General features: G+C 58.8%; 15 protein-coding genes. 2 read left to right on the forward strand and 13 right to left on the reverse strand.

The genetic code is table 11. The features are described from left to right. Positions 1-15: 15 nt before the first annotated feature. From QP934_RS05085 to QP934_RS05095, 3 genes are read right to left on the reverse strand one after another with little or no spacing between them, the layout of a single operon-like run. On the reverse strand, positions 16-1,149 hold the full coding sequence (locus QP934_RS05085; protein ID WP_419126958.1) for a THUMP-like domain-containing protein: 1,134 nt from the start codon (positions 1,147-1,149) through the stop codon (positions 16-18). Next, a complete protein-coding gene (locus QP934_RS05090; RefSeq protein ID WP_419126959.1) occupies positions 1,146-1,973 on the reverse strand; it encodes an NUDIX hydrolase in 828 nt (275 codons plus the stop codon). Before QP934_RS05090 ends, QP934_RS05085 begins: the two co-directional genes overlap by 4 nt. Then, positions 1,970-2,791, reverse strand: coding sequence for an ABC transporter ATP-binding protein (locus QP934_RS05095; RefSeq protein ID WP_419126960.1), 822 nt, complete (start codon positions 2,789-2,791; stop codon positions 1,970-1,972). Before QP934_RS05095 ends, QP934_RS05090 begins: the two co-directional genes overlap by 4 nt. A 58-nt stretch (positions 2,792-2,849) precedes the next feature. Here QP934_RS05095 and QP934_RS05100 point away from each other — a divergent pair, with 58 nt between their 5' ends. Both QP934_RS05100 and glgB read left to right on the forward strand, forming a co-directional pair. After that, entirely contained in the window at positions 2,850-4,859 is a 2,010-nt protein-coding gene (locus QP934_RS05100) for a maltotransferase domain-containing protein (RefSeq protein ID WP_284786675.1), read from the forward strand. Positions 4,860-4,903: 44 nt separating this feature from the next. Further along, positions 4,904-7,021 (forward strand): 1,4-alpha-glucan branching protein GlgB, encoded by a 2,118-nt coding sequence (gene glgB, locus QP934_RS05105; protein WP_419126961.1) that lies wholly within the window; start codon positions 4,904-4,906, stop codon positions 7,019-7,021. 4 nt (positions 7,022-7,025) lie between these two features. Here glgB and QP934_RS05110 read toward each other — a convergent pair whose 3' ends face one another. The 10 genes from QP934_RS05110 to atpA all read right to left on the reverse strand — a co-directional run bounded on the left by QP934_RS05110 (position 7,026) and on the right by atpA (position 14,851). Beyond that, positions 7,026-7,418, reverse strand: coding sequence for a low molecular weight phosphatase family protein (locus tag QP934_RS05110; protein WP_419126962.1), 393 nt, complete (start codon positions 7,416-7,418; stop codon positions 7,026-7,028). A gap of 16 nt (positions 7,419-7,434) precedes the next feature. Continuing rightward, the gene (locus QP934_RS05115) at positions 7,435-8,361 is read right to left on the reverse strand and encodes a tetratricopeptide repeat protein (RefSeq protein WP_419126963.1); all 927 of its coding nucleotides are present in this window, start codon (positions 8,359-8,361) and stop codon (positions 7,435-7,437) included. Continuing rightward, entirely contained in the window at positions 8,362-8,670 is a 309-nt protein-coding gene (locus QP934_RS05120; RefSeq protein ID WP_005323373.1) for a thiamine-binding protein, read from the reverse strand. It abuts the gene before it with no gap. Positions 8,671-8,680: 10 nt separating this feature from the next. Beyond that, positions 8,681-8,965: a hypothetical protein gene (locus QP934_RS05125; protein WP_419126964.1), complete on the reverse strand. Its 285-nt coding sequence runs from the start codon at positions 8,963-8,965 to the stop codon at positions 8,681-8,683. Next, the gene (nucS, locus tag QP934_RS05130) at positions 8,965-9,657 is read right to left on the reverse strand and encodes an endonuclease NucS (RefSeq protein ID WP_340419700.1); all 693 of its coding nucleotides are present in this window, start codon (positions 9,655-9,657) and stop codon (positions 8,965-8,967) included. Before nucS ends, QP934_RS05125 begins: the two co-directional genes overlap by 1 nt. Before the next feature lie 23 nt (positions 9,658-9,680). After that, complete coding sequence (locus QP934_RS05135; protein WP_340419701.1) at positions 9,681-10,157, reverse strand: DUF2550 domain-containing protein; 477 nt, start codon at positions 10,155-10,157, stop codon at positions 9,681-9,683. A 185-nt stretch (positions 10,158-10,342) separates the two neighbouring features. Continuing rightward, positions 10,343-10,711, reverse strand: coding sequence for a F0F1 ATP synthase subunit epsilon (locus QP934_RS05140; RefSeq protein ID WP_049378384.1), 369 nt, complete (start codon positions 10,709-10,711; stop codon positions 10,343-10,345). 10 nt (positions 10,712-10,721) lie between these two features. Then, positions 10,722-12,167 carry a F0F1 ATP synthase subunit beta gene (gene atpD, locus QP934_RS05145; RefSeq protein ID WP_005323378.1) on the reverse strand — a complete coding sequence of 482 codons (1,446 nt, stop codon included), beginning with the start codon at positions 12,165-12,167 and terminating at the stop codon, positions 10,722-10,724. Positions 12,168-12,170: 3 nt separating this feature from the next. Next, entirely contained in the window at positions 12,171-13,160 is a 990-nt protein-coding gene (locus QP934_RS05150) for a F0F1 ATP synthase subunit gamma (RefSeq protein ID WP_419126965.1), read from the reverse strand. Positions 13,161-13,210: 50 nt separating this feature from the next. Then, positions 13,211-14,851 (reverse strand): F0F1 ATP synthase subunit alpha, encoded by a 1,641-nt coding sequence (gene atpA / locus QP934_RS05155; RefSeq protein ID WP_023021750.1) that lies wholly within the window; start codon positions 14,849-14,851, stop codon positions 13,211-13,213. Positions 14,852-14,866: the final 15 nt, after the last annotated feature.

The following is a 14,866-nucleotide window of genomic DNA, read 5'->3' on the forward strand; positions in this document are numbered from 1 at the left end:
ACCTTTCCGATATATTTATGTTGCGTAATTATCCTCGGACGATGATACTCGGGGTTGACACAGCAAGGCGATTCCCTGTGAGCCAATTCGCGTAATGATGACCGCAAAAGGCCTCGTCCCCTTCAGCTTCATCTTCTTCCGCAGCTGGTCAGGGTCCACTTCTACCCCGCGTACAAGGATTTCTAAGCTTCCTGCGTCATAGGATTTAAGTACGGATTTTAATCTCTTTAGGGGTACTTTTTCTATGAATGGAAATCCCGAAGTCCCCTCCGGAATCCTCTCTCCTGTCAGGTATGCGATGCGCGGATCGATTTGATGCAGCCCTTCCCTGGCCGCGTAGTGCTGGACCAATCCCGCTCGAACGATGGCCCCATCCGGGTCGATGAGGTAACTGCCAATGTCTCCAGCATCGGGTAGGTTGTCTGCGTGGTCGTCGAGGACATCCAGCTTGTTTCCTCGAATCATTACCGCTCTTCGGCCGCTGCCAAGGCCTGGGGTATAAAGGCAGGCTTCTTTTACCCCGCCATCGACGCTCGCGACGGTGACGAGGCCGTCCCACTCGCTAAAACCAACGCCAGGAGCGCACTTGATGGCCAGTTCCTTGTCGCGATGCTTATCGACGACCTCCGGGAGCGGTGGCACCAAATCCTCCGGCCGCGTGATTCGCCTGCCACCGGCACGGCGGGCCGGGTCCGCAAAGAGAACATCGGCAGTGGTAGTAGTCGTCAGCGCATCCGCACGGAAAATCTTGGCGGAAGAGAGGTTATGTCTCGCCATTCTTACCCGTGATTCATCCAGGTCTGAGCCAATGTAGTCGAGCGGAGAGTTATAGCCTTCGGTGCCGATGGAACAGGTGACGTCGTGGACTCTGCGCACCCCCTGCTCGGCAAGGAATTTCGTCCGATACGCCGCCACTTCGATGGGGGTTGCTTGCTGGGCAGAGTCTGCGTCCATAAGCCAATCGTGCGGGAGCTTTCCGGAACTGCGGGCGGTTACCAACTCCATGACCGCGCGGCCATACTCACCGAACTTAGCTTTGAGGATTTCGGCGTCTTTGAGCCGAGAAGCCTTGGTTAAGGTGAGGTCGAGGTGTGCTATTTCCTCTTGATGTTCGGCAAGGAAGTCGACTTCTGCGGGGGTATAACTCATATTCGGTCTAAAGGGGTGGTGGAAAAGAATTCGCGGTAACGGGGATCTTCGCGTGGATCCCCAATGACGGGGCGCAGGTCCGAAAAGGACGCGTCTTCTATGACCTCTTGTACGGAGGAATACTTGCTCAGCCTTTGCATCTGTGCCCACGTGGGGATGACAAGGCGCACCAGCCCGGCGCGCCAGCCGTCCAGGATGAGCTGCGGGGAGAACCATCCGGCATCGTCTGCTTCATCGGTATCCCCATCGGGTTCTTGGCCGGAGGGCAACACCCCAACGAAGAAGAAGGTGTCGAACCAATGACTTTTCCCCTTTCCTACCCAGCGCGCCCAAGGAAGGAGCATATCGGCGTCGACGCGCATTCCGTTATTGCTGAGGAATTCGGTAAAGGAAATGGTGTGGTTTTCTAGTAGTTTTCGCTCTTTGTGATAGCGCCGCGCATTGGAGACAATGCCGTCCTCGCGGATGGCGAAAAGGGTGCCGGCCTCTTCGAAGAGCTCGCGGGCAGCGGCGAAAACAAGGGCGTGGGCCTTGTACTTGGTCACCCCCATCCGGCGCGCCATAGAGATGACAGACTTTCCGGCCCACAGCTCGCCTGAGTCCCAGGAACGCGGCGGAAAGTCACGTGGGTCTACACCGCCGCCCGGAAATACTGAATGTCCCGGGTAGTTGTGCATGGTGTGGACGCGCTCTTGTACCCACACTTCAAGACCGTCAGCGCCGTCCCGCAGGAGCAGGACGGTTGCCGCCAGGCGCCCACCGTGGAAGCCGGTGGTATCGCTAGCGTCAATGGCATCGAGACGGTCATGAAGAGGATTGGTCATAGAGAAGCTCGGCGGGCGAAGTATCGCTGTCCAATGCGGTCCACCTGAATGGGCTGGTGGAAAGCGCGAGTCAGATTTTCGGAGGTGAGGACGGAATTAATCAGTCCTTTTGCCACAACCTTACCCTCATCCAATAGCATGGCGTGGGTGAAGCCATAGGGGATCTCCTCCACGTGGTGGGTGATCATGACTATCGCTGGGGCATCGGGGTCCATGGCTAGATTGCCAAGGTATCCCACGAGGTCTTCGCGGCCTCCCAGGTCCATTCCTGCGGACGGCTCATCGAGGATGAGTAACTCCGGGTTAGACATGAGTGCGCGAGCGAGGACGACGCGCTTCTTTTCTCCCTCAGACAGGGTTCCCCAGGCGCGCTCTTTGAGGTGGGTGGCTCCAACTTGGGCCAAAATGTCATCCGCGCGGGAGAAATCCATGTCCTGGTATTCTTCCCGCCAGCGGCCCAGCACAGCGTAACCTGCGGAGACAACTAGATCGTCTACTCGCTCAGTGTCCGGGATGCGCGATTGCACCGCCGCGGAAGAGATGCCTATAAGTGCACGCAGATCGCGCATGTCGGTTTTGCCGATTTGCTCCCCCATCAAAAAGGCGGTGCCTTTCGAGGGGAACTCTTCGGCCGCGGCCATGCGCACCAGCGAGGTCTTGCCCGCGCCATTGGGGCCAATAATGACCCAGCGCTCATCGAGCTCTACTTGCCAGTCCACGGGTCCGACGAGGGTCTTGCCGCCGCGGCGCAGCTCGACACCGCGAAAATCTACGAGCCAATCTTGATCAGTGGGAGTTACGTCGTTCACGCCTTCCATTGTGACTGATTTGTTCTTTGCCCGGTGAAATTGACACAGCTGCATTAGTCTTATGGGCATGACTACTCGCCTTGGTATTGACGATGTCCGCCCGCTTATCTCCGCCGGTTCTGTAGCCTCCAAAGCCGTTGTAGGCGAGGTAATTCCTGTCACCGCCCTCGTCTGGCGCGAGGGCCACGATGCGGTCTCGGCAACCCTGTCTGCGTGGGCGGCACGGACCGCGGCTACCTCCTCCGTCACCATGCAAGTTGATCCCGATGACCAGGATCGCGTACACGGCGTATTTACCCCGGGCACCCAAGGCACCTGGTACTTCCGCGTCGATGCCTGGTCCGATCCCATCGCCACGTGGAAGAACGCTGTAACCAAGAAGATGGCGGCTGGGCAATCCGCTGCTGAGCTGGCCAATGACCTGCAGCATGGCGCAGAGTTGTTTTCTCGCGCGGCTCTGCAAACCCCGTCGGATGTGGTGGAACCGCTCTTTGCGGCCGCTCGGGACTTGGAGGATGAGTCCTTGGACGTCGATAAGCGCGTGCAGGTAGCGCTCTCGGAGGAAGTAGCAGGCATCCTGCACTCGCATCCCCTGCGCGACCTGCTGGTGGAGGGCGCAATCCACGAGGTCTATGTGGAGCGCCGGGCCGCACTCTACAACTCGTGGTATGAGCTTTTTCCCCGCTCCACGGGAGGCTGGGATAAAGAGGGAAATCCAGTTCACGGCACTTTTGACACCACTGCCAAGGCACTGGAGCGGGTGGCCGATATGGGCTTCGATACGGTGTACTTTCCGCCCATCCATCCCATCGGCAAGGTACACCGCAAGGGAAAGAATAATTCGGTCGTGGCCGAGCCCGGCGATGTGGGAAGCCCCTGGGCCATCCAGGACCACTCCACCACCCATCCGGACCTGGGCACGATGGAGGATTTCCAAAAACTCGTCTCCCGCGCCCAGGAACTCGGCCTGGAGGTAGCGCTTGATTTCGCGCTTCAGGCATCGCCCGATCATCCATGGGCTAGCAGCCACCCAGAATTTTTCACCGTTCTTCCGGATGGCTCCATCGCCTACGCCGAGAACCCGCCGAAGAAGTATCAGGATATTTATCCGCTTAACTTCGATAACGCTCCTGAAGCCATCTACCACGAGATCTATGAGTCCTTGATGATTTGGGTGGAAGCCGGTGTGAGTACATTCCGTGTGGATAACCCGCACACCAAGCCGGCAAACTTTTGGAACTGGCTGATTACCCGCGTACATGCCACCCATCCGGATGTCATCTTCTTGGCGGAGGCCTTTACCCGCGCGCCTCGTCTCTTCGGTCTAGCGAAGGCGGGTTTCTCCCAGTCCTATACCTACTTCACCTGGCAGACCTCTAAACAAGAACTCACCCAGTTTGGCCGGATGCACGTCGACCAAGCAGATATCTGCCGCCCCAACCTCTTTGTTAATACTCCGGATATCCTGCACGAGTCCCTGCAGACCGGCGGGCGTGCCATGTTCGCCATTCGCGCTGTCCTAGCCGCCACCATGTCGCCTCTATGGGGCGTGTACTCCGGCTTTGAACTCTACGAGCACACCCCGGTAGCTCCAGGCTCCGAGGAATATCTCGACTCTGAGAAGTACGAACTGCGCCCGCGCGATTTTGCGGCGGCGGCTGCGTCAGGAGATTCCCTCGAGTCCTATATCCGGCTGCTCAACCAGATTCGCCGCGATAATCCTGCATTGCAGCAACTGCGCACCCTGCGGTTCCATGACACCGACAATGAGGCCATCATTGCCTATTCGAAGGCGGATCCAGCCTCCGGCAATGTAGTCCTCGTTGTGGTCAACCTGGATCCGCGCAATGCACAGGAAGCCACCGTCACGGTAGATATGCAGGCTATCGGCCGCCACCCTGGCGAGTCCTATACCGTCCAGGACACGATTACCGGCTCTGCCTACCACTGGTCCGAGCGCAACTTTGTACGCTTAGAGCCGCTTCGCGACGTCGCCCATGTCTTCGTCCTTCCCCCTGCCGACCACGCCCTCCAGGAACAGCTCACCTGGCGCGAGGTCACCGACTACCGCCCGTAAATAATCGCCCACCGGACCGCACTCGAACTAGGTACTCTGATTGTATGACTATCCCGGCCGCTGACCTCGCCCGCCTCAATGACTGCCGCCACCATGACCCGCACGGTTTCTACGGCTGGCATGAAGGTACCGTCCGCACCCGCCAGCCTGGTGCCACCGCGATACAGCTTCATACCCCCGCACAATCCGTGTCCATGGAATTGGTCGGCGACGACATCTGGGAGGCAGAAATTGGCGATAACTGCGATTACCGCTTAGAAATCTCCTATCCAGAAGCACCTACCCGCACCGTGGCAGACGGCTATCACTTCCTTCCCACGGTGGGCTCGCTGGATCTGCACCTGATTGGGGAAGGCCGCCACGAGCGCCTCTGGGATGTCCTCGGCGCCAACCTGCATTCTTATGACACCGAAATGGGTACCGTTTCCGGCGTCTCCTTTGCCGTGTGGGCGCCCAATGCCCAGGGCGTTGCCGTAGTAGGCGATTTCTGTGGCTGGAACCCAACCCACTATCCGATGCGTTCACTCGGCTCTACCGGCGTGTGGGAGGTCTTTGTTCCCGGTATCGGTGCTGGCGAGCACTATAAGTTCGCCATCTTTAGCCACGAGGGCCGCAAGGACAAGGCCGATCCCCTAGCCAAGCGCACCGCCTGCCCGCCGGAGACGGACTCTATCGTGGATTCCACCAGCTTCGCCTGGTCCGATTCCGCCTGGATGGACAAGCGTACCGGCAACCTCGATGTGCCCATGAGCATCTATGAGGTGCACGTCGGCTCGTGGAAGATCGGCGCCAACTACAACCGCTTGCGCGAGGATCTCATCCCATACCTTAAGGAGCACGGTTTCACCCACGTCGAGCTCTTGCCCGTGGCCGAGCATCCTTTCGGCGGGTCCTGGGGATACCAAGTCTCTGGCTACTACTCGCCGTCTGCGCGTTGGGGCTCGCCGGATGAATTCCGAGAGCTGGTCAATGCCCTGCACGAGAATGGCATCGGCGTCATCGTGGACTGGGTGCCAGCACACTTCCCCAAGGATGATTGGGCGCTGGGTCGCTTTGACGGCCAGGCTCTCTACGAGCACCCCGATCCCCGCCGCGGCGAGCAGGCCGATTGGGGCACCTATGTCTTTGACTTCGGCCGCAATGAGGTCCGCAATTTCCTCGTAGCCAACGCCCTATACTGGGCCGAAGAATTCCACATCGACGGCCTGCGCGTAGACGCCGTGGCTTCCATGCTTTACCTCGATTACTCCCGCGATGAGTGGCTGCCCAACCAATATGGCGGCCGCGAGAACCTGGAGGCCGTGCAATTCCTGCAGGAAACCAACGCCACCCTCAACCGCACGCATCCAGGCGTACTCACCATTGCCGAGGAATCCACTTCCTGGCCGGGCGTTACCGCCCCCACCTCTGAAAACGGCCTAGGCTTTTCCCTGAAATGGAATATGGGCTGGATGAATGACACCTTGGAGTACTTCAAGCACGAGCCCATTCACCGTTCCTATCACCACGGCGAGCTCACCTTCTCTATGGTCTATGCCTATTCTGAGCGCTACGTGTTGCCGTTTAGCCACGACGAAGTTGTGCACGGCAAAGGCTCGCTGTGGGAGCGCATGCCTGGCGACGACTGGAATAAGGCCGCCGGCCTCCGCGCCCTCTATGGCTACATGTTCTCCCACCCCGGCAAGAACCTGCTCTTCATGGGCCAGGAATTTGGCCAAACCACCGAGTGGGCCGAGGGGTATTCCGTGGACTGGAGCAATCTCGACGGTTGGGGTAGCGAATGGCACCAGGGCATCAAGCGCCTCGTAAGGGATATCAACCTCGTCTACCGCGATACCCCAGCACTGTGGAGCCAGGATTTCAACCAGGATGGCTTCCAATGGGTCAAGGCAGATGACTCGACCAATAACGTCCTAGGCTATGTCCGCTACGGTGCAGACGGCTCTGCTCTGCTCGCCGTATGCAACCTTTCGGGTTCTTCCATTCCCAACTACGGCCTCTGGGTTCCACAGGACGGCGAATGGCAGATGGTGCTCAACACCGATGACGCCGTCTACGAAGGCGCTGGGAACCCACTTCCCCAGCGCATCCGCGTGGAGAACAACTCCACGACGCTGCATCTGCCGGCCAATTCCGTGCAGTGGTACGTGCTGGAAGGATAGAGAGTTATCGCTGGGCGCGCACGAACTCAGCTACGCGAGCATCTATGTCATCGCGCAACGCGTCCATGCGCTCTTCACCCTCCAAACCACGCAGCGAACGATCCTCGATGTCCCACCGCTGCGCTGGCCCCTCATATTTCGCATCACCTACTACGATGACGTGGTCGACAGCGGCAGCCAGGTGGGGATCCACTAGAGCAGGGGTACCAGACATTTCTGCGCCCACCTTCGCGAGGGAAGCTTTGGCTTCTTGATTGATGCCCTGCTGGGTATGCTCCGGGGTAGTTTGCACCCCAGCCGAGTAAATATCCCATTCAGGCGCATGCTTGGCGGCTAGCGCCGCAGCCATCTGCGACTTTCCGCGATTTGTATTACACAGGAACAACACTGAGGTCATGCTTTCGTTCCTTCATCTAGTACAGGGCGCTTGCCAGCTTGGTGCGGGCGTCGAGCACGCGCGGGTCATTGCCCTCAAAAAGGCCAAAGAGCTCCAACAGGCGCTCGCGTAGGCGGGACTTCTCATCGCCGGCCGTTGTCTTCATCGTCTCGATGAGGCGATCAAAGGCCTTTTCTGGGGCGCCGGCAACCACTTCGGCGTCGGCAGCTCGCATTTGCTTATCGACGTCCCCTTTATCCCCTTCCGCGGCCGCGATCGGGTCCTCGGTCTGGTTGGCAGGATCGAGGCGCTGGAGCAATACGGTGGTGTCGCGCGCCTGTTTGATCTGCACATTATCGGGCTCGGATTCCAAGATGGAGTTGTAGACTTTGAGAGCGCCATCAAAGTCGCCGGCGTCCAAGAAGCTTTCTGCTTCCTGAAGACGCGGATCCTCTTCTTCCTCTTGTGGCTGTTCCGATGCCTCATTACCTTGCAGGCCTTTCAGCTGTGGTCCAACATTTTGCACCAAGGTATCGACCCATTGCTTTAGGGCGTCTTTGGGTTGCGCACCCTCAAAGTTCGTCAGTGGCTGCCCAGCACCCAGGGCCACGACTGTCGGCAGATTCTTAACACCAAAGGCCTGCGCAACCTGCGGAGTAGCATCCGCATCCACGTAAGCAACCAAGAAGCTCAAGTTTCCTTGCGCGGCCAAATCCGCAAGGTCAGTCTTCAACTGCTCCGACTGGGTAGAGCGAGCAGTACCGATGAGGACCACGACCGGAACTTCCGTAGACCGGCGAACCACATCTTGATCGAAATTGGCCTCGGTCACCGTGAAGAAGGGCTGGACGCCGCCGGCACTTGTCTGCGGCGATTCCTGCGCCTTCTGCCGGGCCTCGGCTCGCGCCTTGACCTGGCTGAGGTCGAGCGCTCCTCCTACATAAGCATTATTTGGTGAAGTCATCTAGTCCTCCTTTGCAAGGCGGCGGTTAACCGCATCTACTTTGTCCGTTAGCTGATTAGTTACGCCTTCGCGAATATCGGCCTTAACCACCAAAGAAGTGCGTGGGGAAACCGCACGCACTGCATCAGTGGCCTTTTTAATCGTGTCAAAGACCTCGTCCCATTCGCCTTCTAGCAAGGTGAACATGGCATTAGTCTCGTTGGGCAGGCCGGATTCGCGGACCACGCGCACAGCCTCGGACACGGCATCGGCCATTTCTTGGGAGTCATTATTGACCACCGCAGGGGCTACAGAAAATGCAACAATCATGCCCGCTAGTCTACCTGCGCTCCCAGCAGTGGCGGTGCCAATGCCGGCGATCGTCGCCCTGGCGGCCCACGTCCCGCGGCCAGGCGACGATGTGCGCCACCCCGGGCGGAATGTTCTGGTTACAGCCAGGGCACGAGTAGTACTTCTGAGCGCGAGCAGAACCGATATGCCGCATGACGTAAAGTTCGCCGTGCGTCCAGCTTGGCCCCTCGACCGTTTGCGAGCCCAGGAAGGTTGAGCCGTCCTTAGGCAGGGATCGAACTTCTAGGGGTTTACGCCTATTCCGCCGTGGCATTAGAACAGCCGCAATTCATTAGACTCAAGCCCACGCAGCTCTTGGTAATCCAGTACGACGCACCGAATGCCGCGGTCCTCAGCCAAGGTACGAGCTTGCGGCTTGATTTCTTGGGCCGCAAATACACCGGACACAGGGGCGAGAAGCTCATCGCGGTTAAGCAGCTCTAGATACCGTGTCAGCTGTTCTACGCCATCAATGCCACCGCGGCGCTTTACCTCGATGGCGACGTTATTATTGTTCTCATCCTTAGCCATAATATCCACAGGACCGATGGCCGTGGGATATTCGCGGCGCACCAAAGTGTAGCGCTCGCCCAAGGTATCAATCTGGTCCGCCAAGAGCTCTTGTAAGTGAGCTTCGACGCCATCCTTGACTAGGCCTGGATCCTCGCCCATCTCATAGGAGATTTCTTCATGAATCTCAGCAATGGTGATACGCAACTGCTCGCCCTTCGGGTTTTCCACCAGCCACAAAACGTCGCCGGTGTCTTCCCCGTCGAGGTCCTCAATCGCTGACTCCTTCAGGGTGCACGGGGGTGTCATCCAGTTAAGCGGCTTATAAGCGCGGTCGTCGGCATGTACGGACACGGAACCGTCCGCTTTGACGATGAGCAGGCGGTCTGCCATCGGCAGGTGGGCATCCAAGCGGCCCACGTAATCTACTGAGCATCGGGCGATTACTAAACGCATGTTCTCTACCCTAGCGGGTGGAGTTATCGCTTGGATTGACGGGTAGCACGCTCGCGCAATTCCCGGAAGTCAAAGCGCTGCTGGCGCTTTGATGGAGCAGCCTCTACCCACGCCCCGAAGGCCATGATGCCGTGCGCGTCGGACGCCAACTCATATTCTTTTCCCTTGGCCCGAAAGTGAACGACCTCGGTGGCAGCGGACATAAAAGAAGCCTCGTCATCATCAAGCGGGCGGGTGCTCATTACTTCGATGTCGAGGCGGTTGATGCGCAGATCACAGCGCGGAGAGACAGAACGGAGCTTGAAATACTCCACAAATTCGCCTTCATAGCGCAACGAACCATGGCGCCAGGAAAGGGAATTCTTAGCCGGAACTCGGCGCAGGAGGACTGAAGTACCGCGCGATCGCACAGTGAAAAAGCGAAGCGCAGCCAGAAAAATAACTAGCAGCAGGGCCACTGCAAGGGCCCACAGAAGCACTGCAACCACCGTTGAATTCATGGGCCTTTCACGCCATCCTCGCTCTGTGGAGAAACTGATTCTTTGGATTGTAGCTCTTTGAAGGGCCTACACGCCAATAAGAAAAGGCAAAGAAAAAACGAAGAAGGCGCACCGGCTATAAACCGATGCGCCTTAAGAGAGCAGGAAGGGCGGCTATTGCTGCCCTCTCCTACCAATCCAAGGTATTAAGCCTTGGCGCGGCGAACTGCACGCTGTGCGGCCTCGCCACGGGACTTGGTGAGCTCGTGCTCAGAAGCGACATCCTTCTGAGCCTTCTCCTCATCCACCTCATCGGACCAGATGGCCCAATCAGCGAGGACGGTAATCTTGTCCTGGGTAACGGAGAGGAAACCACCCTGCACGGCGGCGACGCGGCGCTCGCCGTCCACTGGGTGGATGGTCACCACGCCATTATCGATCAGTTGACCGATCATTGGCTCGTGACCGGGAAGCACGCCGATCTCACCCTCGGTGGTCTCAGCCGTGACCATGGAGGCCTGTCCAGACCACAGCAGGCGCTCGACGGAAACCAATTCGGCGGTGATGTCAGCCATGTGCCTCTCCCTACTTCTCGTTCAACTTCTCGTATGCAGCCTTGACGTCGTCCAAGCCACCCAAGCCGTTGAAAGCCTGCTCTGGGTAGTGGTCAAACTCGCCATCGCAGATGCGCTCGAAGGCATCGATGGTCTCAGACAGCGGCACGTAAGAGCCCGGCAGGCCGGTGAACTTCTGTGCGACGAAGAAGTTCTGGCCCAAGAAACGCTCGATACGGCGGGCACGCTGAACGGTGACCTTATCCTCCTCGGACAGCTCGTCCATACCAAGGATGGCGATGATGTCCTGGAGTTCCTTGTTCTTCTGCAGAATACCGATGACGCGCTGTGCAACCTCGTAGTGCTTCTCGCCAACGATACCCGGCTCAAGGATACGAGAGGTAGAGGTCAGCGGGTTCACTGCTGGGTAAATACCCTTGGAAGCAATAGCACGGTCCAGCTCGGTGGTGGCGTCCAAGTGAGCGAACGTCGTTGCCGGAGCCGGGTCGGTGTAGTCATCGGCAGGAACGTAAACGGCCTGCAGGGACGTAATGGAACGGCCCTTGGTCGAGGTAATGCGCTCCTGCAGGACACCCATCTCATCAGCCAGGGTTGGCTGGTAGCCCACAGCGGAAGGCATACGACCCAGCAGGGTCGAAACCTCAGAGCCGGCCTGGGTGAAACGGAAGATGTTGTCGATGAACAGCAGCACGTCCTGGTTCTGCACATCGCGGAAGTACTCCGCCATGGTCAAGCCGGACAGAGCCACGCGCATACGGACTCCTGGCGGCTCATCCATCTGGCCGAAGACAAGTGCGGTATCTTGCAGCACGCCCATCTCTTCCATCTCCAGGAAGAGGTCGGTGCCCTCACGGGTACGCTCGCCGACGCCGGCGAAGACGGAGGTACCAGAGAACTCACGGGCGATACGGGTAATCATCTCCTGAATGAGAACGGTCTTACCCACACCTGCGCCGCCGAAGAGGCCAATCTTGCCGCCCTTAACGTACGGGGTCAGCAAGTCAATGACCTTAATGCCGGTCTCCAGAATCTCGGTCTTACCCTCGAGCTGGTCGAACGCTGGCGGCTCGCGGTGGATGCCCCACTGCTCACCATCGCGGCCGAGACCCGGCTCGTCGAGGCAGTCACCGAGGGCGTTGAAGACGTGGCCCTTGACGACGTCGCCGACCGGCACGGAAATTGGCTTTCCGGAGTCGATAACCTCGGCACCGCGGACGAGGCCGTCGGTCGGTGCCATGGACACGGTACGGACAAGGTTGTCACCGAGGTGCTGAGCGACCTCGAGGGTGACGGTCTTTGCAACAGCTTCGAGCTTAATGTCGACGTGCAGTGCGTTGTACAGGGCCGGCAGTGCCTCACGTGGGAATTCCACGTCCACAACCGGACCGATGACGCGCACGACACGACCGGCGACTGCCGAAGACTGTGCATTCTGCTCTTGCAGAGCTGTAGTCATAATCTAGTCACTTTCTGCGCTGTCAGATAGCGCGCCAGCGCCACCGACGATCTCTGAAATTTCCTGGGTAATCTGTGCCTGACGGGCCTGGTTAGCCACGCGAGAGAGGTCCTCGACCATCTCGGTTGCGTTGTCAGTAGCAGACTTCATAGCTGTACGGCGTGCAGCGGACTCGGAAGCAGAAGCTTCCAAGAACATAGCAAACAGGATACGCGAGACGTACTGCGGAAGCAGCACTTCCATCAGCGTATCTGCGTCTGGCTCAAACTCGAATCCTGCGGCGATATCGTCCGCAGACTCGGAGTCAGTCAGAGCGGATTCACCGAGGTGATACTCCTCATCCTGAATAACCGGCTGAACTGGCAACAGCTGCTGAGCACGCGCAGTCTGGGTCAGCATGGACTCAAACTCGGTGTAGACAACGTGTACCTGGTCAAAGCCACGTACACCGGCGCCCTCACCCTGCGCATGCAGGCCGTCGCGGCCCTTGGTAGTGCCATGAGAACCAGCGATAAAGCCATCAATCAAGTGACGGCGCACATCGTGGGTGGTCTCCCAGGTAGGATCCTGAGAGAAACCGCCCCAGCTGCCAACTACCTCATCCTCGCGGAACTTGTAGTGGCCGATGCCCTTATTACCGGTAACGTAGCGAACTACCTCGTAGCCCTTGCTTTCCAGGAGAGCTTGCAGCTGTGCCGCCTTCTTGAAGACGTTGTTGTTGTAGCCACCGCACATACCGCGGTCAGAAGTGACCACGAGGATGGCGGCGACGTTTCCGTCTTCACGCTCACGCAGCATGTCATGCTCCAACGTAGAAGCCGCAGCCAGCTTGTTCATCATGCTGGTCATCTCAGCCGCGTACGGCTGTGAGGCCTCTACCCTAGCCTGCGCCTTGGTAATGCGCGAGGTAGCAATGAGCTCCTGGGCCTTGGTGATCTTCTTAGTCGAATTGACGGACCGGATGCGGTCACGTAGTTCGCGAAGATTAGCCATCGTTTCTCCTCCCTTCTTTAATCTAGACGGTTAGTTTTGAGTTCTGAACTCTACTTAGCCGTCTTGCGGGAGACGTTGAGCTCGGTGTTCTTTACGTCGCTTTCATCCAACGGCTCTACCGGCGCCTCGGAGCCTAGGTTGTGGCCCTCGGAGGTGCGGAAGGTCGGCTGGAAGTCCTTAGCTGCCGCAACCAATGCGTCCTTGGACTCATCGGTCAGCGGCTTGCCGCCGGAAATCTGCTCAAAGACCTCTGGGGTATTGGCATTGAGGTACTCGTGCACCTCGTCCTCGAAGCGGCGGACATCTTCAACGGGAACGACGTCGAAGATGCCAGCCTCGGCGAGGTAGATGGACACCATCTGGTACTCCACCGGCTGCGGGGAGGACTCCGACTGCTTCAGCAGCTCGACCAGACGGGAACCGCGCTCCAACTGAGCCTTGGAGGCAGCATCAAGGTCAGATGCGAATGCCGCGAAGGCCTGCAGGTCACGGTAGGAAGCCAGGTCCAGACGCAGGTTACCGGCGACCTTCTTCATGCCCTTGGTCTGTGCAGCGCCACCGACACGGGAGACGGAAACACCGACGTTAATAGCCGGGCGAACGCCCTGGTTGAACAGGTCGGACTCCAAGAAGACCTGGCCGTCAGTAATGGAAATGACGTTGGTCGGAATGAAGGCGCCGACGTCGTTTGCCTTAGTCTCGATGATCGGCAGGGCGGTCATGGAGCCGGCACCCATGTCGTCGGAAAGCTTTGCAGCACGCTCCAGCAGGCGGGAGTGCAGGTAGAACACATCGCCTGGGTATGCCTCGCGTCCCGGCGGACGGCGCAGCAGCAAGGAAATGGCACGGTAGGCCTCAGCCTGCTTGGTCAAGTCATCGTAGATTACCAGGACGTGGTTGCCCTGGTACATCCAGTGCTGCCCCAGCGCTGCACCGGAGAACGGTGCTAGCCACTTGAAGCCGGCGGAATCGGAAGCCGGTGCGGCCACGATGGTGGTGTAATCCAGTGCACCGTGCTCCTCAAGGGTGCGGCGCACGCCAGCGATGGTCGAGCCCTTCTGGCCGATAGCGACGTAGATGCAGCGTACCTGCTTGTCCTTGTCGCCGGACTCCCAGTTAGCCTTCTGGTTCAAAATGGTATCGATGCAGACCGCGGTCTTACCGGTCTTACGGTCACCGATGACCAGCTGGCGCTGGCCGCGGCCGATCGGGGTCATTGCGTCGATAGCCTTGATGCCGGTCTGCATTGGCTCTTCAACCGGCTGGCGCTGCAGCACGGATGGTGCTTGCAGCTCGAGGACGCGCTCCTCTTCAGCGTTGATTGGGCCCATGCCATCGATCGGCTGACCCAATGGGTTAATTACGCGGCCGAGGAATTCCTCGCCCACTGGGATGGAGAGAACCTCGCCGGTCCTCTTAACCTCGTCGCCCTCCTTGAGGGACTCGAAGTTGCCCAGGACCACGACACCGATGGAGTTAGTGTCAAGGTTCTGTGCGACGCCAATCACGCCGCCTGGGAACTCGAGCAGCTCATTCGCCATAACGGACGGCAGGCCAGAAACCTGCGCAATACCGTCAGCTGCCGAAATGACCACGCCGACCTCCTCACGGGAGGCCTCCGCGGAGTAGCTCGAGGTGTAGTTCGCAATCGCACTACGGATCTCGTCGGAGGAGATCGTCAGCTCCGCCATGTTCTTCCTGCTCTC

The organism is Corynebacterium sp. MSK122, from assembly GCF_030229435.2.
Lineage (GTDB): Bacteria > Actinomycetota > Actinomycetes > Mycobacteriales > Mycobacteriaceae > Corynebacterium > Corynebacterium marquesiae.